Source organism: Fusicatenibacter sp. (assembly GCF_977045365.1).
This window is the reverse complement of the sequence record NZ_CDRRUH010000008.1, coordinates 1-24,906: the sequence shown is the minus strand read 5'-3', so window position 1 is coordinate 24,906 and position 24,906 is coordinate 1. Positions and strand designations below refer to the sequence as shown.

20 protein-coding genes are annotated in these 24,906 nt (G+C 49.2%); 14 read left to right on the top strand and 6 right to left on the bottom strand.

Annotated features, from left to right (window positions below; all coding sequences use genetic code 11):
• Window positions 1–89: 89 nt before the first annotated feature.
• The 6 genes from ACY2VW_RS03300 (at window position 90) to ACY2VW_RS03275 (ending at window position 5,119) form a co-directional block, all read left to right on the top strand.
• Entirely contained in the window at window positions 90–521 is a 432-nt protein-coding gene (locus ACY2VW_RS03300) for a hypothetical protein (protein ID WP_461876997.1), read from the top strand.
• Window positions 479–1,579 carry a hypothetical protein gene (locus ACY2VW_RS03295; RefSeq protein WP_461876995.1) on the top strand — a complete coding sequence of 367 codons (1,101 nt, stop codon included), beginning with the start codon at window positions 479–481 and terminating at the stop codon, window positions 1,577–1,579. The genes ACY2VW_RS03300 and ACY2VW_RS03295 overlap by 43 nt, the downstream gene beginning before the upstream one ends.
• A gap of 92 nt (window positions 1,580–1,671) precedes the next feature.
• A complete protein-coding gene (locus tag ACY2VW_RS03290) occupies window positions 1,672–3,063 on the top strand; it encodes an MATE family efflux transporter (protein WP_461877043.1) in 1,392 nt (463 codons plus the stop codon).
• The gene (locus ACY2VW_RS03285; RefSeq protein ID WP_177268056.1) at window positions 3,060–3,842 is read left to right on the top strand and encodes a threonine/serine exporter family protein; all 783 of its coding nucleotides are present in this window, start codon (window positions 3,060–3,062) and stop codon (window positions 3,840–3,842) included. Before ACY2VW_RS03290 ends, ACY2VW_RS03285 begins: the two co-directional genes overlap by 4 nt.
• Window positions 3,839–4,294, top strand: coding sequence for a threonine/serine exporter family protein (locus ACY2VW_RS03280; protein WP_461876993.1), 456 nt, complete (start codon window positions 3,839–3,841; stop codon window positions 4,292–4,294). Before ACY2VW_RS03285 ends, ACY2VW_RS03280 begins: the two co-directional genes overlap by 4 nt.
• Window positions 4,295–4,339: 45 nt before the next feature.
• Window positions 4,340–5,119, top strand: a complete 780-nt coding sequence (locus tag ACY2VW_RS03275; RefSeq protein WP_461876992.1) for a tRNA threonylcarbamoyladenosine dehydratase — start codon at window positions 4,340–4,342, stop codon at window positions 5,117–5,119.
• A 90-nt stretch (window positions 5,120–5,209) separates the two neighbouring features.
• On the opposite strand, the gene ACY2VW_RS03270 is transcribed toward ACY2VW_RS03275, so the two are convergent.
• The 5 genes from ACY2VW_RS03270 to murC form a co-directional block, all read right to left on the bottom strand.
• On the bottom strand, window positions 5,210–7,642 hold the full coding sequence (locus tag ACY2VW_RS03270; protein WP_461876991.1) for a GH36-type glycosyl hydrolase domain-containing protein: 2,433 nt from the start codon (window positions 7,640–7,642) through the stop codon (window positions 5,210–5,212).
• A gap of 263 nt (window positions 7,643–7,905) precedes the next feature.
• Window positions 7,906–9,096: a ribose-phosphate pyrophosphokinase gene (locus tag ACY2VW_RS03265; RefSeq protein WP_022463223.1), complete on the bottom strand. Its 1,191-nt coding sequence runs from the start codon at window positions 9,094–9,096 to the stop codon at window positions 7,906–7,908.
• Window positions 9,093–10,091, bottom strand: coding sequence for an ATP-binding protein (locus tag ACY2VW_RS03260; RefSeq protein WP_055219220.1), 999 nt, complete (start codon window positions 10,089–10,091; stop codon window positions 9,093–9,095). The genes ACY2VW_RS03265 and ACY2VW_RS03260 overlap by 4 nt, the downstream gene beginning before the upstream one ends.
• 21 nt (window positions 10,092–10,112) lie before the next feature.
• Complete coding sequence (locus ACY2VW_RS03255; protein WP_461877042.1) at window positions 10,113–11,276, bottom strand: DnaD domain protein; 1,164 nt, start codon at window positions 11,274–11,276, stop codon at window positions 10,113–10,115.
• Between the two features lie 535 nt (window positions 11,277–11,811).
• Window positions 11,812–13,203, bottom strand: coding sequence for a UDP-N-acetylmuramate--L-alanine ligase (murC, locus tag ACY2VW_RS03250; protein WP_461876989.1), 1,392 nt, complete (start codon window positions 13,201–13,203; stop codon window positions 11,812–11,814).
• 560 nt (window positions 13,204–13,763) lie between these two features.
• Here murC and ACY2VW_RS03245 point away from each other — a divergent pair.
• From ACY2VW_RS03245 to ACY2VW_RS03230, 4 genes are all read left to right on the top strand, one after another.
• Window positions 13,764–15,035, top strand: a complete 1,272-nt coding sequence (locus tag ACY2VW_RS03245; RefSeq protein WP_177268041.1) for a glucose-1-phosphate adenylyltransferase — start codon at window positions 13,764–13,766, stop codon at window positions 15,033–15,035.
• A gap of 1 nt (window position 15,036) precedes the next feature.
• Window positions 15,037–16,152 (top strand): glucose-1-phosphate adenylyltransferase subunit GlgD, encoded by a 1,116-nt coding sequence (glgD, locus tag ACY2VW_RS03240; protein WP_461876988.1) that lies wholly within the window; start codon window positions 15,037–15,039, stop codon window positions 16,150–16,152.
• 28 nt (window positions 16,153–16,180) lie between these two features.
• Window positions 16,181–16,471: a septation regulator SpoVG gene (gene spoVG / locus ACY2VW_RS03235; protein WP_022463229.1), complete on the top strand. Its 291-nt coding sequence runs from the start codon at window positions 16,181–16,183 to the stop codon at window positions 16,469–16,471.
• A gap of 374 nt (window positions 16,472–16,845) precedes the next feature.
• Entirely contained in the window at window positions 16,846–17,913 is a 1,068-nt protein-coding gene (locus ACY2VW_RS03230) for a P1 family peptidase (protein WP_461876987.1), read from the top strand.
• A 1-nt stretch (window position 17,914) separates the two neighbouring features.
• Here the strand turns inward: ACY2VW_RS03230 and ACY2VW_RS03225 are convergent, their stop codons facing one another.
• On the bottom strand, window positions 17,915–19,885 hold the full coding sequence (locus ACY2VW_RS03225) for a sigma 54-interacting transcriptional regulator (protein WP_461876985.1): 1,971 nt from the start codon (window positions 19,883–19,885) through the stop codon (window positions 17,915–17,917).
• Window positions 19,886–20,173: 288 nt separating this feature from the next.
• Here ACY2VW_RS03225 and ACY2VW_RS03220 point away from each other — a divergent pair, with 288 nt between their 5' ends.
• From ACY2VW_RS03220 to ACY2VW_RS03205, 4 genes are all read left to right on the top strand, one after another.
• Window positions 20,174–21,874, top strand: coding sequence for a glutathione ABC transporter substrate-binding protein (locus tag ACY2VW_RS03220; protein ID WP_461876984.1), 1,701 nt, complete (start codon window positions 20,174–20,176; stop codon window positions 21,872–21,874).
• 138 nt (window positions 21,875–22,012) lie between these two features.
• Entirely contained in the window at window positions 22,013–22,933 is a 921-nt protein-coding gene (locus ACY2VW_RS03215; RefSeq protein WP_461876983.1) for an ABC transporter permease, read from the top strand.
• Between the two features lie 12 nt (window positions 22,934–22,945).
• On the top strand, window positions 22,946–23,830 hold the full coding sequence (locus ACY2VW_RS03210; RefSeq protein ID WP_117509918.1) for an ABC transporter permease subunit: 885 nt from the start codon (window positions 22,946–22,948) through the stop codon (window positions 23,828–23,830).
• A 15-nt stretch (window positions 23,831–23,845) separates the two neighbouring features.
• Entirely contained in the window at window positions 23,846–24,859 is a 1,014-nt protein-coding gene (locus ACY2VW_RS03205) for an ABC transporter ATP-binding protein (RefSeq protein WP_461874837.1), read from the top strand.
• Window positions 24,860–24,906: the final 47 nt, after the last annotated feature.

Here is a 24,906-nt window from a genome sequence, read left to right as displayed (position 1 = left end):
GGAAGAATTGCCAAGTTTCTCTGAATATGGTAAAATTTTGACTATCTTGAAAAGAAATCGACGCAAAATATAAAGATACAGGAGGTTCTATGTCAGTTTTTTCAGATTTATTATCCGAATATATTACCATGAAGGATGTCGGGGTTTACCCGCTTTCGCAGTTCTGCGGACTCGACCGTTCTTCCATGTATAAAATTATCAACGGAAAGCGGACTCCGGCCGGGGAGGATGTTGTGCGGAAGATGGCGCAGTTTATGCAGCTGACGCCGCAGGAAAAAACAGACTTCATGGATGCGTTCTATATTGCCCAGATGGGCGCGGAGGTGTATTACCGGCGCAAAGCGGTCGGAGAACTGATTGAAACATTCAGCCGCCGTGAGGGAAGAAAAGAACATATCTTTTCTGAGATGGAGGTTGCGAAACTCGAACTGAACGGGGGGGGGGTAGCGGAGCAACTCCCTTTCAGGGCGCAGCGCATGTGCGGCATGCGATTTTACAGCTGTTTTCCGGCGAAGCTGTAAAAGAAAACGGAAAAATTTCCGTTCTGGTCCAGCCGGACTTTGACTTTGCGATGGAGCTGCTGCAGGCACTCGGAGGACAGAATCCGGGTCTTACGATCCGCCATCTGTTCTGTATGAACAACAACGAGAAGCTGATTTCGATGCGGAAAAACTATAACTTAAGCTGTCTGCAGAAAATTCTTCCGATCTGTGCCTGCGGCTGTGATTACCGTGCGTGGTATTATTACGATAACGTGGCGGCACGGCTGAATGAGTTCCGTCTCTTTCCGTATCTCATTCTGACTGAGCACTGTGCGCTTGTGTTCAGCGCGGATTACCAGAATGCGATTCTGTTCCGGGAGGAAGAGACGCTTCGGATGATGCGGGAAATGTTTGAACAGTATCTGCGGCAGTCTGATCCGTTGTTTGAACGGCTCGACACGGTGCAGACACAGCTTGGCTACACGGAAACACTGATTCAGCATTTTATCGAATCGAACTCACCGCGCTACTTTTTTCAGCGGATGCCATGCTTTTCCGGCCTTCTGACCGGACAGATGCTGGAGCGACACCTTGTGCCGGAGATGCCGATGCGGGAACAGATGGTGCAGGCGGTTGCCCGGTATGCAAAAGTGATGCAGAGCAGAGTGTTGGACAAAAAGACGACGATGTTTTTCTCGGAGGACGGCGTGCGGAACTTCCTCGAAACGGGACGCGTGGATGAGTACCCGAGAGAGTGCTATTCCCCGCTCGATATGGAGGAGCGAGTCGATCTGGTGCGGAAATTTCTGGCGCTGCGGGAGCAGACGAATCTTCGGATGATGAAAGATGCGGAGGTCAGAGCGAAACATACGCTGAATATTTCGGTCAATGCACATGAAGGCTATCTTTTATTCCAGACGAAAAACGAGCGCCTGATTTACCTGAGCATTCAGGAGCCGAGCGTTCTGACAGCGTTTTACGATTACCTGGAATCGATGAAACCCGAACACTTCTGCACGGAAGAAGAAATGCTCGCGCGGATGGACAGACTGCTTGACGAATTTGTATCTTGTCATTCGGACGCAGGTTCGATATAATAATTAACAGAAAGATATTCCAAGAACCGGTCAGTTGCGGAAATCGCAGGTGACCGGTTTTGTTGCGGCTTTGCAGAAAAAGCTGCGGGAAAATCAAATTTTACAAATGGGGGTTTTGTATCATGAGCGCAGAGAGCAAAACAAGAATGACAGAGGGCAGTATCTCCCGGAAGATCATCCTGTTTGCCATCCCGCTGTTTCTCGGAAATCTGTTTCAGCAGCTCTACAACACAGCCGACTCGCTGATCGTAGGAAACTTTCTGGGAAGCAACGCGCTGGCAGCCGTCAGCTCATCGGGAAATCTGATCTTTTTGATGGTCGGTTTCATCAACGGTATCGCGATGGGTGCCGGTGTTGTCATCGCGAGGTACTATGGAGCGAAAAACAGAGACAATCTGCAGAAGGCAATTCACACGACCGTGGCCTTCGGAATCGCGGCCGGTCTTGCATTGACTGTGATCGGCATGTATCTGGCACCGAAGATCCTGGTGCTGATGGGAACGCCGTCCGATGTGCTTCCGCAGTCGGTTGAGTATTTCCGCACGTATTTTGCGGGTTCCCTCGGATTTGTCATGTATAACATTTTCGTCGGCATCCTGCAGTCCGTCGGCGACAGCCGCCACCCGCTGATCTATCTGATCGTGTCGTCGTGCATCAACGTTGTGCTCGACCTGCTTTTCATCGGTGGCCTCGGTATGGGCGTCGGTGCGGCGGCGCTTGCAACGGTCATTTCCCAGTTCACAAGTGCGATTCTCTGTATGATCCATCTGCTGCGGACGAAAGAAGAGTACCGGCTTCATATCAGCAAAATCCGTTTCGACGGCCGCGTGCTCGGCGAAATTATCCGCAACGGTGTGCCGTCCGGCTTCCAGAACTCAGTTATCTCGATTGCAAACGTTTTCGTGCAGACAAACATCAATGCATTCGGAAAAATGGCGATGGCAGGCTGCGGTTCGTATGCGAAAATTGAGGGCTTTGCCTTCCTGCCGGTCACCTGCTTTACGATGGCGCTGACCACATTCGTCAGCCAGAACCTCGGCGCAAAACAGTATGACCGTGCGAAAAAGGGAGCACGGTTCGGCATTCTCTGCTCGGTCATTATTGCCGAACTGATCGGATTTGTCATCTACGCTGCTGCACCGACCCTGATTGCGGCATTCAACAGTGATCCATCTGTCGTTCACTATGGTGTTATGCAGGCGAGAACGATTGCGCTGTTCTACTTCCTGCTGGCATTTTCCCACTGCATCGCGGCCGTGCTCCGCGGTTCCGGACACGCCTCGATTCCGATGGTTGTCATGCTCTGCGTCTGGTGTCTGTTCCGTGTCAGCTACATCACGGTGACGGTCCGTCTGATCCCGGATATCCGCGTGATCTTCTGGGCATATCCGCTGACCTGGAGCATCAGTTCTGTCATTTTCCTGTATCTGTTCCTGAAAGGAAAATGGGTGTATGGCTTTGAAAAAGGAGGAAGGCAGAGATGAACGCAGAATCGACAAGAGAAGCGCTCGATGTGGCATCGCTGGCAGGGGATATTCTGCTGGCGAGCGGAGCGGAAATTTTTCGTGTGGAGGAGACGATTGAGCGCATCGCGCGGGCGTACGGCGTCAGCTCCAGCGACGCGTTTGTTCTGAGCAGCGGCATTTTTCTGACGGCAGAAAGCGGAAAAAAACAGGAATTTGCCCGTGTGCGTCACATTCCGCTGTCTGCCGCGCGGCTCGACAAGGTAACGGCGGTTAATCAGCTCTCCCGTGAGATTGAGGAGGGCCTGCACACACCAAAAGAAGCGAAAGCATGGCTGCTCGATATCCAGAGGATGCCGGAAAAAGCGAGATGGCATCAGGTTCTTGCGTCCGGCATCGGAAGTGCCTGCTTCTGCTTTCTGTTCGGCGGTGATGTGGTCGACAGTATGGTAGCGTTTCTGTCCGGCTTTGTTCTGTATTTCTATCTTTTGTATCTGCTGCGCGGCAGAATGTCAAAGATTGCGACAAATATTTCCGGTGGTGCACTCGTCACACTGATTGCGGTGTTCCTGTATCAATCGGGAATCGGTCACCATCTGGACAAGGTTATCATCGGTTCGATTATTCCGCTGGTGCCGGGTGTGAACTTCACAAATGCCATCCGCGATGTTGCGGACCAGGATTACATCGCGGGTTCGGTACGGATGCTTGACGCTCTGCTTGTAACCTTCTGCATCGCACTTGGCGTCGGGCTTGTGATCACAGGGTACCATCAACTGGCAGGAGGACTGCAGCTATGAGTGAGACGATTCGTTTGATTGCGGAATTTTTCGCGGCCTGTGTCGGAACGATTGCATTTGCACTTCTGTTCCAGGTTCCGCGGAAATATTATCTGTACTGCGGACTGGCCGGGGCGTGCGGCTGGATCTGCTACAAGCTGATCCTTCCGTATACGACAGAGCCGGTATCGATCTTTTTTGCAACGGTGCTTGTTATCATTCTGTCGCGCAGCTTCGCGGTATACAAGCGCTGCCCGGTAACGGTATTTCTTATTGCCGGGATTTTTCCGTTGGTGCCGGGAGGCGGAATTTACTGGACGGCTTTTTATGTGGTAACAAATGATCTGGAACGGGCCGGTGCAAGAGGCTTTCTGACGCTGAAGGATGCGGTTGCGATTGTACTTGGGATTCTCTTCGTCTTTGAATTTCCGCAGAGCTGGTTCCGTAGGGTGTTGACAGACAAAAGCAAATAACCTATTATTGTGATAGAGTTTATAAACAAGGAGGAAGGAAAACAAATGGCATTGAATCAGTTTTCCAGAACACAGCTTTTGCTTGGAAGCGAGAGCATGGATCTTCTGGCGGATGCAACCGTTGCCGTATTCGGGATCGGCGGTGTAGGAGGCTATACCGTGGAGGCGCTGGCAAGGAGTGGTGTCGGTCATTTTGTGCTGGTGGACGATGACAAGGTCTGCCTGACCAATATCAACCGTCAGATTATTGCAACAAGAAGCAGCGTTGGAAAATATAAAGTAGATGTAATGAAAGAACGGATTCTCGACATCAATCCGAAAGCGGAGGTGGAGGTATATAAATGCTTCTATCTGCCGGAAAATGCGGATGATTTCGATTTTTCAAAGTATTCGTACGTTGTAGACGCGGTTGATACGGTAACAGCAAAGATTGAGATTATTATGCGTGCCAAGGCATGCAATGTGCCGGTTATCAGCTGCATGGGGGCCGGAAACAAGCTGGATCCGACCAGGTTCCGTGTGGCGGATATCTATAAAACCAATATGTGCCCGCTGGCCAAGGTCATGCGGCGCGAGATGAAAAAGCGCGGGGTAAAAAAACTGAAAGTTGTCTATTCGGAGGAAAAAGCGCTCCGCCCGCTCGAGGATATGAGTATCAGCTGCCGGACAAACTGTATCTGTCCTCCGGGAGCTGCAAGAAAGTGTACGGAGCGGCGGGACATCCCGGGCAGCGTAGCCTTTGTGCCGTCTGTAGCAGGACTGATTCTGGCGGGAGAGGTCATCAAGGATCTTTCCGGTGTCAGAGAGAGAAGACAGTTACAGTAAGAGAAGAAGAGAATAAGACGAGCCCCGGAAAACAGAAATGCTTTCCGGGGCTCGCTTCATATTCTTTTATGGAGATTTGTAAAATAAAACTTACATCACAGCAACAACATCATACTCGGTGCAGCCTTCGGTCATTGGAATCAGATTTCCTTCTACTGCGGTTCCGTTTACAGTCATGGAAGAAACGCCCTTCTCCTTGTGATCCGGGTTCTTGAAGGTGATGTTATACCATGCACCGCGGAAGTATCTGCGGATCTTGAACTCTTCCATATCGGACGGAATACACGGATTTAAGGTCAGTCCGTCGTAATCCGGCTGGATACCGAGGATGTACTGGGAAACATTGACAAAGGTCCATGCGGCCGTACCGGTCAGCCAGGAGTTCTTTGCCTCACCGAAGTGAGCGGCATCTTTTCCGGCAATCATCTGGGAATAGACATATGGTTCCGTGCGATGGATTTCACTGATATCCTCGATGTAAGCCGGGCAGATCTTACGGTACAGGTCAAAGGCGCGGTTGCCGTGACCTACCACCGTTTCGGCGATGGAAATCCATGGGTTGTTGTGACAGAAGATACCGGCATTTTCTTTGTATCCCGGCGGATAGGAGGAAACCTCACCAAGATTCAGGTAATATTTGGTGTAAGCCGGCTGCAGAAGAACGACACCGTACTTGGTTTCCAGGATATTTTTTACGGAAGTCAGAGCCTTTTCGGCCAGACCCTCTTTCACGCCGATTTCGGCAAGAACGCAGAAGCCCTGTGGCTCAATGAAAATCTTGCCTTCCTCACACTCGTTTGATCCGACTTTTTCGCCGGCAGCGTCATACGCACGCAGGAACCATTCGCCGTCCCAGCCGGCATCGAGCACGGCCTGGTAAACCTTTGCAACCTCTTCCTCTGCGTAAACAGCCTCCGCTTCATTGCCTCTGCGGCGGCAGATTGCTGCGTATTCTTTTCCGTATTTGACAAACATAGCGGCGATGAAAACAGACTCGGCAACCGGTCCCTCAGACGGTCCAGTTGTCTGGAACGGTTCGCCCGGCTCTGCAGAGAAGCAGTTCAGGTTCAGACAGTCATTCCAGTCAGCACGGCCGATCAGCGGCAGCTTGTGCGGGCCGAGATGGGTTACGGTAAAGTCGAAGGAACGTTTCAGATGCTCCATCAGAGGCTGTGCCTTGGTGGAATCGTTGTCGAAATCAACCTGCTCATCGAGAATAGAGAAATCTCCGGTCTCTTTGAGGTAGGCGGCACATCCGGCGATCAGCCAGAGCGGGTCATCGTTGAAGCCGCTTCCGATATCCATGTTTCCTTTTTTCGTCAGTGGCTGATACTGATGGTACGCGCTTCCGTCTTCAAACTGGGTAGCGGCGATATCGAGCAGACGCTCTCTTGCGCGGTCCGGAATCAGATGAACGAAGCCGAGCAGATCCTGGCAGGAATCACGGAATCCCATACCACGGCCGGTGCCGGACTCGAAGTAGGAAGCCGAACGGGACATGTTGAAGGTAACCATACACTGATACTGGTTCCAGATGTTGACCATGCGTCCCAGTTTTTCATCTGCACAGGAGAGCGCATATTTTGCCAGCAGGCCATCCCAGTAGGAAGCAAGCGCTGCAAGTGCTGCGTCAACCTGCTCGTCGGTCTGATAGTGGGAGAGCATCTCTTTTGCCGGTTTTTTATTGATCACGCCAGGAGCTTCCCATTTGTCATCGGCTGCATTCTCGCAGTAGCCGAGAACGAAGATAAAGGAGCGGGATTCGCCCGGTTTTAAGGTAACGTCGATGTGGTGGGAACCGATGACACCCCATCCGCTGGCAACGGTATTGCCTGCAGTGCCGCGCAGAACGGTCTCCGGGCGGTCATTTCCACGGTAAGCGCCAAGGAAAGCGTCGCGGTCGGTATCGTATCCGTCGATCGGGCAGTTGACTGCATAAACAGCGTAATGTCTGCGGCGCTCGCGGTACTCGGTTTTGTGATAGATCTCAGAACCCTGGATCTCAACTTCGCCGATGCTGAAGTTTCTCTGGAAGTTGGTCATATCATCCACAGCGTTCCAGAAGCAGAACTCTACAAAAGAAGTCAGAGCCAGTGTTTTTTCTTCGGTGCCGTTGTTGGTCAGCACGAGACGGTTTACTTCGCAGGAATCTGCCAGCGGAACAAAAGCGGTCAGTTCAGCGGCAACTCCGTTTTTGGAAGAAACAAAGCGGCTGTAGCCAAGGCCATGATGGCACTCGTAGGAATCGAGAGGAGTCTGGGTCGGCTGCCAGCCCGGGTTCCAGACGGTATCGCCGTCCTTAATGTAGTAGTAGCGTCCGTTCTGATCGAGCGGCGTATCGTTATAACGGTAACGGGTCAGACGCAGAAGTTTTGCGTCCTTGTAGAAGCTGTATCCGCCGCAGGTGTTGGAAATCAGAGAAAAGAAGTTCTCAGATCCAAGATAGTTGATCCACGGAAGCGGAGTCTTCGGGCTTGTGATGACATACTCTTTTTTCGCATCATCAAAATGTCCAAATTGCATGTGTGATACCTCCTTCGTCGTACAATGTAATTTCATTATACCGCCGAAAAAAGAAAAAACTAGCAAGAATTTGCTAAAAATATAAAAAAACGCCGAAACCGTTTTTGTGACAGTTTCGGCGTTTGTGGATATTCACGAATTGCTCCGCAATTCTGCAAACATTCGGAATCCGCTGGCGCTACTTCCTCATGTTTGGCGGGTTCCAAATTCGAACGCTTTATCGTGCAAGCACGAACAGCGTTCGAGCTTGGAACCCTGGAATATCAGATCTTCTCGTGATTCTTAAATTTCTTAATAACTTTCTGAATCCGATCCGCCGGATCCAGCAGTCCGCTGATGGAGGCGTCGTGATTCAGCTTGTCGATGATGAGAGCGATATATTTGCTCAGGTCGCAGCTGATGTAATACTCGCGGGAGAGAAGCTCCGGTGTCTGGTATACGACGTTGGTGGTCAGAACCTTTGTGAAGAGTCCTTCCTCATAAGCCTTGTCGAATTTCTCCAGTCCGCTGGTGAACAGTCCGAAGGTCGAGCACATGTAGATGTTGCGAGCCTCACGATCCTTTAAGAGTTTGGCAACTTCCAGCATACTCTCGCCGGAGGAGATCATATCGTCGATGATGATCATATCTTTTCCTTTGACATCGGCACCGAGGAACTCATGGGCAACGATCGGGTTGCGTCCGTCGATGATGGTGGAGTAGTCGCGGCGTTTATAGAACATACCCATGTCAACGCCAAGGTTGTTTGCCATATAGATGGCACGGCCCATACCGCCCTCATCCGGGCTGATGACCATCAGATGATCCTTGTCGAGCTTCATATCCGGTGCATTGCGCAGGATGTTTTTGATGAACTGGTAAGCCGGCTGGATGGTTTCAAATCCATGCAGCGGAATCGCGTTCTGGACACGCGGGTCGTGAGCGTCGAAGGTGATGATGTTTTCCACGCCCATAGCGGTCAGCTCCTGCAGACCGAGTGCGCAGTCGAGAGACTCTCTTCCGGATCTCTTGTGCTGGCGGCTCTCATACAGGAATGGCATAATGACATTGATTCTGCGGGCTTTTCCACCGATGGCTGCGATGACACGCTTCAGATCCTGGAAGTGGTCGTCCGGAGACATGTGGTTGGTGTAGCCGCACAGAGAATAGGTCAGGCTGTAGTTGCAGACATCGAGCAGAATGTAGATATCGTCACCGCGGACAGATTCGTTGATGATACCCTTTGCCTCGCCTGAACCGAAACGCGGAACCTGAGACTGGATAATGTAGCTGTCACGCTCATATCCTTCATAGGCAGCGACATATTTTTCCGCAAATTCATTGCCGCGTCCTTTTCTCCAGCTGACCAGATAATCGTCGACCTTTTTTCCAAGTGCGGCGCTGCTGTTCAGCGGGATCAGTCCCAGTCTTCCGATTGGCAGTGTGTCAAAATGTCCTTCAGTTCCCTTACTCATGCTTTGGTTCCTCCCAAAAGTTTTTTCTGGATCCGAATATCGTTTCCAAAAAGTTTAATGATGGTGTAGTTACTTGAAATTCGTGAAAAGGTACGTTCTGAGTACGTCTCCATGAAGCGGTCAAGGGGCAGGTTCGTGGAGATGATCGTCGATTTCTTCCGCAGGATGCGTTCGTTGATGCAGAGAAAGAGCTGGGAAGAGACGAAGCTGTTGGTCAGTTCCGTACCTAAATCATCGATGATCAGAAGATCGCAGTCAAAGATATTGGCGTGAGCGTCTTTTGCTTCTTCTGAACTGGAAAAGGTGTAGCGTGCAAACAGGTCAAACAGATCAAATGCAGTAAAATAAATCACACAGAACGACTGCTCGATCAGCTCGCGGGCAATACAGTGCGAAAGAAACGTTTTTCCGACACCAGTGTCGCCGTAAAAGAAGAGATTTTCAAACGACGAACCGAAATTGCGGACGAACGCCTGACTTTTTTCGAGCGCGGCAGCAGCGGCCTCGCGGGAAGTGAGCGGTGTTCCGGTACTGGTCAGGCTGTCCGAGTAGTAATCCAGGGAGAACTGGCTGAAATTTTCAGCTTTCAGAAGCTCCTCCACATTGGACTGCCGGTACAGAAGATCGACGGCAGCTTTTTTGAAGCAGGCGCATTTCTGCGTGCCGTTGATGTAGCCGGTGTCGCGGCAGAGCGGGCAGTCATACGTCAGCTCGAGATAGTCTGCCGGGTAGCCGTGCATGGAAAGAAGCGCCGCGCGTTCCTGGGAACGGTCACGGATGGCAGCATTCAGGTCGAGATCCATGGAAGCGTCTCCGTTCAGCATCGCTTTTGCTTTCCGGACCGAGAGGGATGCAATCTCGGCGTCGATTTCCGCAAGGCGCGGAATCTTTTCATAAGCAATGCGGATGTGCTCCTGCTGTTCTCTCTGGTGGCGGAGCTGCCGTTCGTTGTACATGCGCATAATCGCATCGTATTGCGGGTTTGTCAGTGCCATAGTTGTTTCGTCCTCCGGGCGTTATTTCAGAAGCTGTTCTTCTAACTTCTGGTAGTCGTATTCTCTCTGATGGAAATTGTTGAAGCGGTTATTCGAAGCAGCAGGAGCGGTTTTTCGTGCCGCATTCTGATCCGATGCGGTTTTTTTCCTTTTCTGGTGCTCCGCATCGCGCTGCTCGACGTCTGCCATGGAGCGGACGCCCTGTTCCTTCCATTTGGAGAGAATGCCTTCCGCGTACTGGAAACTCGGCTGGCCGATCTTGGAAACGGTGCGCTGACAGGCTTCGGTGATAAGATCAATCGTAAAACCGTAGGTATTCAGCCAGCGGTCCATCATCTCGGCTTCTTTTTCCACCGGTGCGCGGCTGCGGATGCCGAATGCTTTCAAAATTGTGTAGTAATGTTTGTTGAATGTCGTGGTCTCCTGTTTGGCAGAGGCAACATCGCGGATTCCGCTTTCCTGCCAGGCGAGTCCTACCTTTTTCAGGTAGTGGATGCTGGTGCTTCCCTTCGAAACACAGTATTCCACCAGGTATTCCAGAAGATCCGCGGAAAAATGGAGATCATCATAGAAAAACATGATGCATTCGATTTCCGTCGGCGACAGAAGATGACCGAAATACGTCTGCGCAACGTAAAGAACGTGCTGCAGTTCTTCGCGGCTGCCGGGAGCGTGTTTTTTTTCTGCTGACTGTCCGGAACCGCCGGAGCTGGAAAGATCATCTGCCGGAGAAGAGACAGATGGGGCAGAAACGGCCGGCTGTGGTGATGGAGCCGGGTTTTGTTCCGTCTGCGGGATTTCAACGGATACAGCAGAAACAGCCGGTGCAGCCGCAATCGGACCGGAAATCGAGGATTCCGGTGTTGGAAGGATTCCGCTTTCTTCCTTCCGGACAAGCGGCAGAAAGGCGATTCCGGTCGGAACGCTTTCCCCGGCGGTGTAGGAGAGCGAGAGGAGTCCCTGCTTCTCCCAGTATTTCAGCGCACGGACGATATCGTTTTCCGTGCAGGAAAAAAAATCTGCCATCGATGACAGAGTGGAATCCTGCTGATGGTCTTTGACCAGCTTCAGCAGATAAAGGTACACTTTTACAAATTCTCCGTTGGCTGCGGGCATATATTGTTCCAGAAAAAGATCCGGCACAGCAGTCACACTGGCCAGGCAGTCATTGTTTAATGTCAGCATACTCAAAATTACACCATCCTGTTCTTATCGTGCGGCAGATTTTTACTTTTAGCGATCTGTTTTTTATTATACGTCTTGCCTTCTCATACACAATCAAGTATAACACAGTATTTTCGACAAGTGAATAGGTGTTTTGCGGAAAAAACATTCCGGGAAAAAGGCACGGTGGATGAAAAAGGACTGTGGACAATGTGGATAATGTGGAGAAATCCGTTTTGTGAAATATTATCATCTACCAAAAATGTTGAAAAATGGCGGAAAACAGGGAAGTGTAGGAATTTCTGTTGATATCGTTATGTAAACAAAGTTATACACAGGGAATCCACATTGTGTGGATCGTAAAAATGTGTATAAAATTGTGGACAATGTGGATAACTCTGAAAACAGGCGGAAATACAGGAAAGTAGCTGTGAATAAAATTGTGCGTAACTATTTGGCGAAAAGACAGATTGTGTGGATTCGGAGCAAAAAAAGACCCTGTGGAAAAAGGAAAACTCCATTTTCCACAGGGAGCAGGTAAAGCGAAAGAATGCTTTTATTTTTCGGAAGCAAGAAGCTCCTCACCGATTTTTACAACGTCTCCGGCACCCATGGTGATCAGCATGTCGCCTTCGGCAAGATTTTCGTTCAGATAGTTTTCGATTTCCGCAAAGGATGGGAAATATTCGCAGGCAGTGCCGAGTTTTACAATGCGCTCCTGGATATCTTTGGAGGAAATACCGAGCGTATCGGTTTCCCGGGCTGCATAAATATCGGCGAGAACCACATGGTCTGCCAGGGAAAGAGCAGCAGCGAAATCATCGAGCAGCGCTTTCGTTCTGGTGTAGGTATGCGGCTGGAAGACGCACCACAGTGTCTTGTGGGCACAGTTTCCGGCAGCTTCCATTGTTGCACGGATTTCCGTCGGATGATGCGCATAATCGTCGATCACCTTTGCTCCGTGGTATGTACCCTTGTACTGGAAGCGGCGGTCGGTTCCGCGGAAGGTGGCAAAGCCTTCGTGAATGGCGTTTTCCGGCAGCTGCAGTTCATCGGCCAGTGCGATGGCAGCCAGTGCATTGGAAACATTGTGGAGTCCCGGAACCATCAGCGTGTAGTGGCCGCGCAGTTCGCCGCGGCAGATGCAGTCGAAGGACGGGTGATCCAGCTCATCGTAGGTAATGTTGGCAGCAGTATAGTCAGCGGCAGCCTGGTTTTCCAGTGCGTAGGTGACAACCTTACAGCCAAGACCTTCAGTCACGTAATCGTATTTCGGTGTATCGGCATTGATGATCAGCATGCCGTCGGCCGGGAGCAGACGGGCAAACTCGCGGAAAGAGTGGCGGATGTCGTCGATATCCTTGAAGAAGTCGAGATGGTCCGCATCCATGTTGAGGATGATGCCGATTTTCGGGAAGAAGCTTAAGAAACTGTTGGTGTACTCACATGCCTCGGTCAGGAAAGTTTCGGAGTGGCCGACACGGATATTTCCGCCGATGGACGGAAGAATACCGCCGACAGAAATGGTCGGATCACAGTCGGCTGCCATCAGAATGTGGGAGAGCATGGAGGTTGTCGTTGTCTTTCCGTGGGTACCGGAAACGGCGATCGGTGTATCGTAGTTGCGCATGATCTGTCCGAGCAGCTCGGCACGGGTCAGCATCGGAATGCCGGCAGCTTTGGCAGCGGCAAACTCCGGGTTGTCCGGGTGGATCGCTGCAGTATAAACGACAAGGTCGATGCCAGGAATGATATTTTCCGCCTTCTGGCCGTAGAAAACCTGTGCGCCAAGAGAAGTCAGGTGGCGGGTCAGGTCACTTTCCTTTGCATCGGAACCGGAAATCGTAAAATTTTCTTTTAAAAGAATCTCAGCAAGGCCGCTCATGCTGATGCCGCCGATGCCGATAAAATGTATATGGATTGGTTTACTGAAATCTACTTCGTACATAGTATCTCCTTCAATGTGTCTTTTCACTGAATTGGGGAATTTTTCTCAACTAATCATAGGAAGGAACAGAGTAAAATCCAAAGCCGTTTCCCCGGAATCCGGCCGGAACTGTTCTGGCTAATAGTATACACGTATTTGCCGGAAAAGTAAAAGAAAAAAAGCACAGGAAAACGAAAATGAAATAAAAAATAATAGATAAGTAGTGTAAACGAAACTATATGCAAAATAATATATTGCAAATCAAAACCGGCGGAGTGTGACGAAAACTGGTAAAAATTTATGAATGAGATGTCGAAAATTGTAGAAAATCATGATTTGATTTTTAACACAAAAAAAATGAATAGTCAAAAGTGATAAAATATAAGAAAAAAATAAAGAAAAATTATAAAAAACGTTCACAATGGGAAAGAAGTGTGATATAATTTTAAATGTAGTTATCAAAGAAGTGCGTGGATATGAAAAGCCAGGACCGACAGGGATTATTTCTGAAGGCAGACAGAAAGTATACCGTACATTCTTACAGTTACTGCAAATCTTTAGATACGACAAGAGGTGATTGCATGATTAAGAAAGAGATGATAGCAATGCTGCTGGCAGGCGGTCAGGGAAGCCGTCTCGGTGTGCTCACGGAGAAAGTGGCAAAACCGGCAGTAGCATTTGGCGGAAAGTATCGAATCATCGACTTCCCGCTCAGTAATTGTATCAATTCAGGAATTGATACGGTAGGCGTACTGACCCAGTATCAGCCGCTGCGGCTGAATACCCATATCGGAATCGGTATTCCGTGGGATCTCGATAAAAACGAAGGCGGCGTAACCGTTCTGCCGCCATACGAAAAAAGTACAAACAGCGAATGGTATACAGGAACGGCAAATGCAATTTACCAGAACATGGCTTATATGGAAACATACAACCCAGAATATGTTCTGATTCTTTCCGGCGACCACATTTACAAGATGGATTACGAAGTAATGCTGGATTACCACAAAGCAAACCACGCGGACGTAACCATCGCATGTATGCCGGTCCCGATCGAAGAAGCAAGCCGTTTCGGCGTCATGATCACAGACGGAAACGGAAGAATTACCGAATTTGAAGAAAAACCGGAGCACCCGAGAAGCAACCTCGCTTCCATGGGTATCTATATTTTCAGTTGGAAAGCATTAAAGGAATCTCTGACTGCCCTGAAGGATCAGCCGAGCTGTGACTTTGGAAAACACATTCTGCCGTACTGCCGCGACAACGGAAAACGTCTGTTTGCGTACGAGTTCAACGGCTACTGGAAAGATGTCGGAACGCTTGGCTCCTACTGGGAAGCAAACATGGAGCTGATCGATATTATTCCGGAGTTCAATCTCTATGAAGAATTCTGGAAAATCTATACCAGAGGTGATATCATCCGTCCGCAGTATGTGGCGCAGGATGCTGTCATTGACCGCTGTATTATCGGCGAGGGTGCTGAGATTTACGGCGAGGTACATAATTCCGTCATCGGCGCGGATGTGCGCATTGAAAAGGGCGTTGTCGTAAGAGATTCTATTATTATGCGCCACAGCAGAATCGATGAAGGAACCCAGATCAACAAGGCGATTATTGCAGAAAGCGTACATGTCGGCAAAAACGTCGTGATGGGCGTTGGCGAGGAAGCGCCGAATGTATTAAAACCGAATATTTACGGATTCGGACTCGTGACCGTTGGAGAAAAAGCAGTCATTCCGGATGGCGTAACCATTGGAAAGAATGTCTGCATTTCCGGCGAAACTACCATCGAGGATTACCCGGATGGCACACTTCCGTCCGGCGGAGCAATTGTAGAAAAGGACGGTGAGTAATATGAGAGCATTGGGAATTATTCTTGCAGGCGGTAACAACAACAAAATGAGAGAGCTGTCCAACAAAAGAGCCGTTGCAGCTATGCCGGTCGCAGGCAGCTTCCGCAGCATCGACTTCGCTCTGTCCAGCATGGCAAACTCTCATATTCAGAAAGTGGCTGTCCTGACACAGTACAACGCCAGATCCTTAAACGAGCATTTAAGCTCTTCGAAATGGTGGGATTTCGGAAGAAAACATGGCGGTCTGTTTGTATTTTCTCCAACCGTTACATCGGATAACAGCTGGTGGTACCGCGGAACGGCAGATGCGATCAGCCAGAACCTGACATGGCTGAAAAACAGCCATGAGCCATACGTAGTCATCGCTTCCGGTGACGGCGTATACAAACTTGATTTCAACAAGGTGCTGGAGTACCATATCGCAAAACGTGCCGACGTTACCGTGGTATGCACCGAGTCCAGAGAAGCAGATACCAGCCGGTTCGGTGTCCTGAAGATGAATGAGGACTGCCGCATCGAGGAGTTTGAGGAAAAACCGATGGTTTCCAGCTCCAATGTGATTTCTACCGGTATCTATGTCATCCGCCGCCGCCAGCTGATCGAAATGATTGAGCGCAGTGCACAGGAAGACCGCTACGACTTTGTAAAAGATATCTTAATCCGTTACAAGAATCTGAAACGGATTTACGGCTACAAGATCAACACCTACTGGAGCAACATTGCTACCGTAGATTCCTATTACAGAACCAACATGGATTTCCTGAAACCGGAGGTAAGAGATTACTTCTTCGGTCAGTATCCTGGCATCTACTCCAAAATTGACGACCTTCCGCCGGCAAAATACAACCCGGGCTGCGTAGTGAAAAATTCCCTCGTATCCAGCGGCTGTATCATCAACGGACAGGTTGAGAACTCTGTTCTGTTCAAGAAAGTATATGTAGGAAACAACTGTGTGATTAAAAACTCCATCATCTTAAACGATGTCTATCTTGGAGACAACACTCACATTGAGAACTGTATTGTGGAAAGCAGGGACACCATCCGTGCAAACTCCTATCATTGTGGTGAGGACGGCATCAAGATTGTTGTCGAGAAAAACGAAAGATACGCCATCTGATTATGAGGTGAAAGGGGCATAAAAATTTATGAACATTACAGACGTTAGAGTACGCAAGGTTACAAAAGAAGGAAAAATGAAGGCGGTTGTGTCCATCACAATCGATGACGAGTTTGTCGTACACGATATTAAAGTAATCGAAGGAGAGAAAGGACTGTTTATTGCGATGCCGAGCCGCAAGGCTACGGACGGGGAGTACCGCGATATCGCACATCCGATCAACTCCGGAACCAGGGAAAAAATTCAGACTATTATCCTGAAACAGTACGAACAGGCGATGGCAGAAGCGGAAGCAGAGGAAGCTGCTGCAGAAGCCTGAGTAAAAAAAATGCCCCCGGGCGGAAAACGGAAGTGGTTACGTTTTCCGCCCGGGGGCGTTTTTACGTCAGCAAAAAAGAAAGATGACGATATACAAAAGTATATCGCCATCTTTTTATGAGGGGGGAGATAGTGAGTGGTTTATCAACTATCCGAGATTTATTATAAAAGGAATATGTGAGCAAAGTGTGTCCAAATTCTAAAAGAAATGGAAAAAATATAAAGAAAAGAAGAAAAATTGCGGGAAGAGGTATGGACAGAAGAGAGAAGAGAGCGTAAAGTGAGAGAAAAATGTACCTTCGGAGTCTTTTTGTGCCTGTCTTTGTGTGAACTGAAAAATTCCGGGAGTACATCATAAAAAGAGGAGGAAACAGGATGAGACAGAAGAGAATCAGCGATTACGGATATCGGATTGGCCATCGTGAAAGCGGTCCGCGAAACAAAATTACGGATGTACCGGGAGTGCGGGTAGGCCATGCGACGGTGGAAGACGGAAATCAGCATACCGGTGTGACGGTGATTGTACCGGGAGAGGGGAATCCGTTTCTGAAGAAATACCTGGCGTCTGCTTACGTGCATAACGGTTTCGGAAAAACATGCGGTCTTGTACAGATACAGGAACTCGGAACTCTCGAAACGCCCATTGCCCTGACCAATACACTGAATGTCGGAAAAGTGGCGGATGCCATGATTTCATGGATGATACAGCAGACCAAAAAAGAAGGGGAAGATGTTTTCTCCATCAATCCGGTTGTCGGAGAATGCAACGACTCGAGGATCAATGAGATTGGGAACCGGGCAGTGGGGGAAAAAGAGCTGTATCAGGCACTGGAGCAGGCGGATACAGACTTTGCGGAAGGAGCTGTCGGTGCCGGAACAGGAACGATCTGTTATGGACTGAAAGGGGGAATCGGATCGTCCTCCCGCACGCTGGTACTTGATGGAAAAACATATACCATCGGTGTACTGGTACAGTCGAATTTCGGGGCAACCAGAGATTTGAAAATCAGTGGAAAACCGGCAGGGGAGAGAATTCTGGAACAGATCCGGAAAGAAGAATGCGGAAGCAGCGCCGAAGACCGGGGATCCATTATGACGGTTCTGGCGACGGATCTTCCGGTATCGGAGCGGCAGCTGTACCGGATCATCCGCCGCTGCGGAGTCGGAATCGCCAGAACGGGAGCCTATACCGGCCACGGAAGCGGTGAAATCATGATCGGATTTACAACGGCAAACCGCGTGGATACAAAGAGTACATGTGAAGTGGAAGCGTGCGCCCGGATAAAAGAAGAAAAAATCAACGAGGCATTTGAAGCTGCGGCAGAGGCTGCGGAAGAAGCAATCCTGAACTCTATGGTAACCGCAAAGGAAAAAAGAGGCCTGGACGGAGCCAGATACCGCAGCCTTGCCGAGTTTCTGGAAAAACCGGGATTTCTGAAATAAATCATTTTTCCAGAACCATACGCCCCAGCTCAGAGATTTCGCATCCGCCCTTTGTGCGGTGCACGATGAGATAACCGGCGGAAGAAAGCTCTCCTAGCACGGTGCGCAGAGCCGCTTCGGATACAAAGGTTTCTCCGTCGGCCAGTCCGTTTTTGATGGCCAGGCGGCCTGCTTTCGGATGCGTCGATACGAAAGAAAGAACCTGATATTGAAGATCGGTGAGGGAAACATCAGCCATCTGGCGGGAGCGGAGGTACGTCGGCAGGTCGGAAAGCTGCAGCTTATGACTGTTGTACCGGGTAAACAGGCTGCAGGACAGATTGTACAGCTCATGAATATTTCCGGGGTACGCATACTCCTTCAAAAAGCGCAGAAGCCCTTCCGAAAAGATCCGGTCGCAGGTCATATCGGAATTGTGGAAAAACTGAAGCAGAAAGTAATTGAGAAGATCGGGAATATCCTCCCTGCGTCTGCGGATCGGGACGGTCTGAAGCTCCGAAGCACTTAAAAGATGAAAAAGCTCCCGCAGGAAGGTTCCTTTTTCTACTTTTTTGTAAAGGTTATCATCTGCAATGGCAATGATCCGCACATCGAAACGGTGTGTTTCCGGTGCGGAAAAGAAATTTCCATAAACATTGGTAAGAACATTGACCAGCAGATCCTGAATGGCAAGCGGGAAACGGTCCACCTGGGAAAGAACGAGTGTGCCATGGTTGGTTTCGGCAAGAAGCCGGAGCAGGGAGGATTCGGTCAGATCATTTCCCGGAGAGTGAAGAACGGAAAACGGATAATGGTGGCGGCGCGAAAAATTGTGGATTGCACGTGCGAGTGTCCGGCGCTGTGTACCGCTTTCCCCCTGGATCAGAATCGGAAAATCAAAAAGTGCAAGATGTCTGGCCTGCGTCATCAGATTCTGGACGGAATCTGCGTGGGAAAGGGAAAGAGAAAATGTACGGGAGGAAGCAAAAAAAGTGCTTTCTTCCGTTTTTTCTTCTTCGGCTGCCGGTGCCTCTGTGGATCTGCCCCCGGGAAGAAATGCAAGGAAAACAGGATCTGTATCCGGAAACACCATAGAAAGAACGCTTAACGTAATCTGTGTTTTCTGATCCGAAAGGAGAATGGTCCAGTCGCCGTTGCGGTCGAAGGCAGTATCTGCGTAGGCAGGCGGAAGACATTCCGAAAAAGGCTGCCCTTCAAAATTGGAGGAGGGAAGAGAGAAGGCATGTGCAAATTTAGCGTTCATAAACTGAATGCGGCCATCCGCGCCAAACAGACAGACGCCAACGGGAAGAGAGAACAGGATCACCTGCATGAGCTGTTCGGCCTGCACATAATTGGTATAGTAGGTTTCTGAGGTCTTGACGGTGTGAAGAATCTGCTTGACGTAATTGCGCGATACACGGTTTACGGTCTGCAGAGGAATGTTGAAATATTCGCAGAGCTGTAAAATAGTGGAAATATCAATGATACGGTTGCCGATATCCAGCACATTCGGAATGCGGGAAGGAACGAGCTGCGGCTCGCCGGCGGTAATGGCAAACTGAATGTCAGACTCGGTATCCTTGCATCCGGGATAAAACGGAACAAAGTCATATTGTGTGATGCCGCATTCCTCAAGCTGGGAAATGATAGCGAGAGTGGAATATTTATCATCGTTTACCAGATAGACACGTTCGTGCGGCGGAATCTGAATGATTTTATCCAGAAACATATGGTTGAAGACGCGGTCGCAGGCGAGCTGTAAAATGGAGGAGTCAAGGGTAAGCGGAAAGGTTTCCATGGCGCGGGCGGTTGGAAAAAGGACGCACTGGTATCCCCGGAAGAGAGAGGGGTCTGTGGCCTGTTCTCTTAAAAGTGTATTGAAGGTGAGATATTCACCGAGCACGGAGTGAAGATAAGACTGAAATTCGGAAAGCATTCGTTTCCGGGAAGAAATGATCAATACGTTGCCAAGCTTTTGTGTTCTGTTCATAAAGGGCCTCTTTTCCTGCTAAAAAGTGGTAATGGGTTAAAAATTAGGATAATTATACCATTTTTGACGAAAATAAACAACCTAAATGCAAAAATGCAAAAAAGAAAAGAAAAAAACAGGAAGAATGCTTTGACATAGTGACGCATTACATCTATAATACCGATTAAGCAAAGGGGCTGTAAAAAAAAAGGTAAGGCATCTTTGCTCTTTTTTATATCATGGTTCTGTTATCTGTGAAAAGAAAGAACAAAGAAAACAGCAACACTTGCAGAAAAGGAGGAGACAACAATGAAAAAAAGACATGTAATGCGTGCTCTGGTTGCAGCAGCAACGGCACTGGCGCTGACAGCATGTGGATCGACTGGTTCTTCTGACACAAGTAAGAGCACATCAACAGCATCTGCTGCATCGACCTCATCCGGTTCAGAAGCAGGTACGGAGAATACCATCACGATCCCGGCAGGCGAGTCGGTATCCCAGGATTCAGATGTTACGGCAATGATAGGTGTAGATTTTACCACCATGGATCCGATGGATACTTCCGATACACTTTCCGGTGGTGTACAGCGAATGATGATGGACGGTCTGTTTGGATTTGATGAGAATATGCAGATCATTCCGATGCTGGCAACCAGCTACGAAGCAAACGATGAAGCAACCGAGTATACGATTCATCTTCGTGAGGGCGTAAGCTTTACCGATGGAACTCCGTGGAATGCAGATGCCCTGATTGCAAACGTAAACAAATGGGCAGACAAGAGCCTTGGACTGAAACGTACTACATTCCTCTGCAATGTTCTGGATCATGCAGAGAAGGTAGATGACTATACCGTTACAATTTATTTATCACAGTCATTCGGTGCTTTCATCAGCAACCTGGCACATCCGGCTACGCTGATCATGAGCCCGAAACAGATTGAAGCAGGAGAAGATGCCTGTGCACAGGCACCGGTAGGAACCGGCCAGTACAAATTTGTTGAGTGGGTTGCCGGTGACCATATGAAGGTAGAGCTGAACAAAGACTGGTGGGGATATGACGCAGACGTCTGCGGCGGAACTGCTCTGGCAGATGCAGATGCAGGATTTAAGAGCATCACATTCAAACCGGTTGCAGAAAGTGCTACCCGTGTATCTGCAATTCAGGCAGGTGACGCACAGATTATGTGGTCTGTACCGACCGAAAGCGTTGACACCTTAAAAGGTGACAGCAACGTATCCGTTGGAATGGGCGACAGCATCGCCGTATGGTACTTCTTCATGAATACACAGAAAGCACCGTTCAACGATGTTAAGGTTCGTGAGGCAATGGCTTATGCAATCAACAAAGAGGCATATATCCAGGTCGTTATGAACGGTTACGGTTCTGTGGCAACTTCTATGGTAGGAGAAGAAGTACAGCACTACAAAGGAAATGATCCGTATTCCTACGATCCGGAAAAAGCAAAAGAGCTGTTAAAGGAAGCAGGATATCCGGATGGATTTACCACAACACTGATGTACAGCAACACGACAGCAAATCAGAAAAAAGCAGAGTTCTACAAACAGCAGCTTTCTGAGGTTGGTATTGATCTGGAACTGAACGGAATGGAAAATGCCGTTCTGAATGAAAAGGTTCAGGGAGCTGACTGCGCAGGCGCCGATGCCGAGGTTGACTGCTACATAAGCGGATGGTCTACTTCCACCGGTGATGCTGACTGGGGACTTCGCCCGATGCTGGCAACCGAGTCTGAGCCGCCGATGAGCTTCAATATCAGCTACTATGAGAATGAAAAAGTAGATCAGCTTCTCAAAGACGGTCTTGCAACTGCAGATGAAGACAAACGTGGTGAGATCTATGGAGAAGTACAGGATATCGTATGGAAGGATCTCCCGCTGCTCTGCATCGCAAGCGATAAAAACATCTGGGCAACCAGCAACAACATTACCGGAGTATATCTGTTAGGTGATGGAAGCATCGGCATGAGAAATGCCAGAATGGCAGCCGAATAACGGCAGACTGAAACAAGGATATGAAAAGACCCGGCGTCCTTCCATCAAAAGAGGGCGCCGGTTTCTTACAAACAGGAAAGCAGGCAGTGATCCGTGGGATTGTACCTGTAGGATAAGCATGAAAGTAGGAGATACAATATGCCAAAATATATACTGAAGCGTATTGTGGGTACGATCCCCACACTGATTATTGTTGTTACATTTGTATTTTTCTTTGTCCGCCTGATTCCGGGAGATCCGGCGAGACTCGTTGCAGGAGAGCAGGCAACACAGGATGACGTAGAGGCAGTAAGAGAAGAGCTTGGCCTCAATAAATCCATTCCGACACAGTATGTTACCTATGTGACAGGACTTTTAAAAGGAAATCTCGGAACATCCCTTCGCACAAAGCAGCCAGTTACAAAGGAAGTTGCGGGAAGATTCGGAAATACCGTTCGTCTGGCATTTGTCACATTGCTGTGGAGCTCGGTTGTTGGTGTGCTTTTTGGTGTGTGGTCCGGAACACACCGGGGAAAATGGCAGGATTATACCGGAATGACGATTGCGGTCTCAGGTATTTCGCTCCCCTCGTTCTGGATCGGCTTTCTGCTGATTATGCTGTTTGCGGTAAAACTGCGAATTCTGCCGACAACAAGCGGAACAAGCCTGAAAAGTCTGATTATGCCGTCGATCACGCTCGGCGTCGGAATTGCAGCCGTGATCGCACGATTTACAAGATCCTCCATTATTGAGGTTTTAAAAGAAGATTACGTCAGAACAGCAAGAGCAAAAGGAATCAAAGAAAAGGTTGTGATCTGGAAGCATGCGTTCCGCAACTCCATGATTTCCGTCGTGACGGTTGTGGGTCTGCAGTTCGGCTTTCTGCTGGGAGGTTCTGTTGTCACAGAAACGGTATTTGCCTATCCTGGCCTTGGCTCCCTTCTGATTGAATCGGTCAATTACAGAGATTATCCGGCAATCCAGTCCCTGATTCTGATCTTTTCGCTGCAGTTTATCGTCATCAACCTGATTGTCGATATCCTCTATGCGGTTCTGAATCCGGAAATTAAACTTCAGTAGGAGATGAGTGGAATGAAAGAAAAGAAAAAAGTACAGACCGAGAACCAGGAGAGAATTAAAACTCCGTTTTCTGAGATGGTTCGAAAATTTAAAAAACAGAAAAATGCAGTAGTTGCGCTTTGTTTTATCATTTTTCTCATTTTCCTTGCGTTTTTCGGAAGCAAAATTGTGCCGTACGGAATCAATGAGTATGATTACAATGCGATTCTGCAGGGACCAAGTATGAAGCACCTGTTTGGAACGGATGAGTTTGGACGGGATCTGTTTTCCCGTATCGTCTGTGGAACCCGGATTTCACTTGCAGTCGGATTCGGCGCTGTTACGGTCGGTGCAGTCTGTGGTACCATTCTCGGACTTCTGGCCGGATATTACGGCGGATGGATTGATTCTATTATTATGAGAATCTGCGATGTCCTGTTCGCTTTTCCGGGACTGATTCTTGCAATCGCCATCGTGGCAATCCTCGGAAGCGGCATGACAAACGTTGTGATTGCGGTCGCTGTCTTTTCTACACCGACCTTTGCACGGCTTGTCCGAAGCAAAACGCTGAGCCTGAAAAATTCCGTTTTTGTCCTGGCGGCACGGAACATCGGTGTTTCCGATGCGAGAATTCTGTTTCACCATATTCTGCCGGGAGCCATTCCGGACATCATTGTACAGTATTCCATGTCATTTGGATCTTCCATTCTGACGGCATCGAGCCTTTCCTTCCTGGGAATGGGAGCACAGCCGCCGACACCGGAATGGGGACTGCTTCTTTCCAACGGAAGAAACTATATGACGAGCGCAATGTATGTGACGATTTTCCCGGGTCTTGCGATTTTCCTTACCGTACTGAGCTTTAACCTGTTAGGCGACGGACTTCGCGATGCACTCGATCCGAAACTTTCCGATTGATAAGGAGGAGCAGAAGTGGCTACTGATAACGTACTTGAGATAAAAAATTTACATACGTATTTCTATACCGATGGCGGTGTGATCAAAGCAGTAGACGGTGTCGATGTGGAGCTTCGACGCGGCGCAACGCTTGGCATCGTAGGCGAGTCGGGAAGTGGAAAGAGCGTGACATCCCTCTCTGTGATGGGATTACTGGCCGGAACGAAAGGAAAAATTGCTGACGGCGAAATCCTGCTGGATGGCGATGATATTGTAAAGCTGACGAAGGAACAGCAGAGAAAGCTGCGCGGAAGCAAAATTTCCATGATTTTCCAGGAACCGATGACCAGCCTGAATCCGGTCATGAAGATCGGGGATCAGGTGGCAGAATGCGTTCTGCAGCATGAAAAAATATCAAAAAAAGAGGCACTGAAAAAAGCAGAGGATATGCTCCGGAAAACGGGCGTTCCGCGTGTGGAGCATATGATGAAGGAGTATCCGTTCCAGCTTTCCGGCGGCCAGAGACAGAGGGTCATGATTGCCATGGCACTTGTATGTAAGCCGGAAATCCTGATCGCGGATGAGCCGACGACCGCACTGGATGTAACGATTCAGGCACAGATTCTGGATCTGATGAACCAGCTGAAAAAAGAGACGGGTACATCCATCCTGTTTATTACACATGATCTTGGCGTTGTCGCAGAGGTCTGCGATGATGTTGCCGTTATGTACTGTGGCCGCGTGGTAGAGCGGGGAGATGTAAAAACAATTTTCGCCAATCCGTCCCACCCGTATACGAAAGGACTGCTGGGATCGATTCCGAGACTGGGAGATGCCGGAAAAGAACTGAATTCGATTCCGGGAAACGTTCCGAACCCGAAATATATGCCGAAAGGCTGCAAATTTGCGCCGCGATGTCCATACGCTTCGGAAAAATGCCGCGAGGCAGAACCGGGATTTTTCCAGATCGGGGAAGGCCATATCAGCAGATGCTGGCTCTGCGAAAGCGGACAGCTCAAAACAGACCACGTAGAGAAGGCAGGTGACTAGGATGTCGGATACATTACTTAGAGTAGAGGATTTGAAAATTTATTATC

What these genes read in the sequence shown, in the direction of transcription:
- ACY2VW_RS03300 (WP_461876997.1), top strand. Translation starts at nt 90, where the DNA reads ATGTCAGTTTTTTCAGATTTATTATCCGAATATATTACCATGAAGGAT.
- ACY2VW_RS03285 (WP_177268056.1), top strand. Translation starts at nt 3,060, where the DNA reads ATGAACGCAGAATCGACAAGAGAAGCGCTCGATGTGGCATCGCTGGCA.
- ACY2VW_RS03280 (WP_461876993.1), top strand. Translation starts at nt 3,839, where the DNA reads ATGAGTGAGACGATTCGTTTGATTGCGGAATTTTTCGCGGCCTGTGTC.
- ACY2VW_RS03275 (WP_461876992.1), top strand. Translation starts at nt 4,340, where the DNA reads ATGGCATTGAATCAGTTTTCCAGAACACAGCTTTTGCTTGGAAGCGAG.
- ACY2VW_RS03270 (WP_461876991.1), bottom strand. Translation starts at nt 7,642, where the DNA reads ATGCAATTTGGACATTTTGATGATGCGAAAAAAGAGTATGTCATCACA.
- ACY2VW_RS03265 (WP_022463223.1), bottom strand. Translation starts at nt 9,096, where the DNA reads ATGAGTAAGGGAACTGAAGGACATTTTGACACACTGCCAATCGGAAGA.
- ACY2VW_RS03260 (WP_055219220.1), bottom strand. Translation starts at nt 10,091, where the DNA reads ATGGCACTGACAAACCCGCAATACGATGCGATTATGCGCATGTACAAC.
- ACY2VW_RS03255 (WP_461877042.1), bottom strand. Translation starts at nt 11,276, where the DNA reads ATGCTGACATTAAACAATGACTGCCTGGCCAGTGTGACTGCTGTGCCG.
- murC (WP_461876989.1), bottom strand. Translation starts at nt 13,203, where the DNA reads ATGTACGAAGTAGATTTCAGTAAACCAATCCATATACATTTTATCGGC.
- ACY2VW_RS03245 (WP_177268041.1), top strand. Translation starts at nt 13,764, where the DNA reads ATGATTAAGAAAGAGATGATAGCAATGCTGCTGGCAGGCGGTCAGGGA.
- glgD (WP_461876988.1), top strand. Translation starts at nt 15,037, where the DNA reads ATGAGAGCATTGGGAATTATTCTTGCAGGCGGTAACAACAACAAAATG.
- spoVG (WP_022463229.1), top strand. Translation starts at nt 16,181, where the DNA reads ATGAACATTACAGACGTTAGAGTACGCAAGGTTACAAAAGAAGGAAAA.
- ACY2VW_RS03230 (WP_461876987.1), top strand. Translation starts at nt 16,846, where the DNA reads ATGAGACAGAAGAGAATCAGCGATTACGGATATCGGATTGGCCATCGT.
- ACY2VW_RS03225 (WP_461876985.1), bottom strand. Translation starts at nt 19,885, where the DNA reads ATGAACAGAACACAAAAGCTTGGCAACGTATTGATCATTTCTTCCCGG.
- ACY2VW_RS03220 (WP_461876984.1), top strand. Translation starts at nt 20,174, where the DNA reads ATGAAAAAAAGACATGTAATGCGTGCTCTGGTTGCAGCAGCAACGGCA.
- ACY2VW_RS03215 (WP_461876983.1), top strand. Translation starts at nt 22,013, where the DNA reads ATGCCAAAATATATACTGAAGCGTATTGTGGGTACGATCCCCACACTG.
- ACY2VW_RS03210 (WP_117509918.1), top strand. Translation starts at nt 22,946, where the DNA reads ATGAAAGAAAAGAAAAAAGTACAGACCGAGAACCAGGAGAGAATTAAA.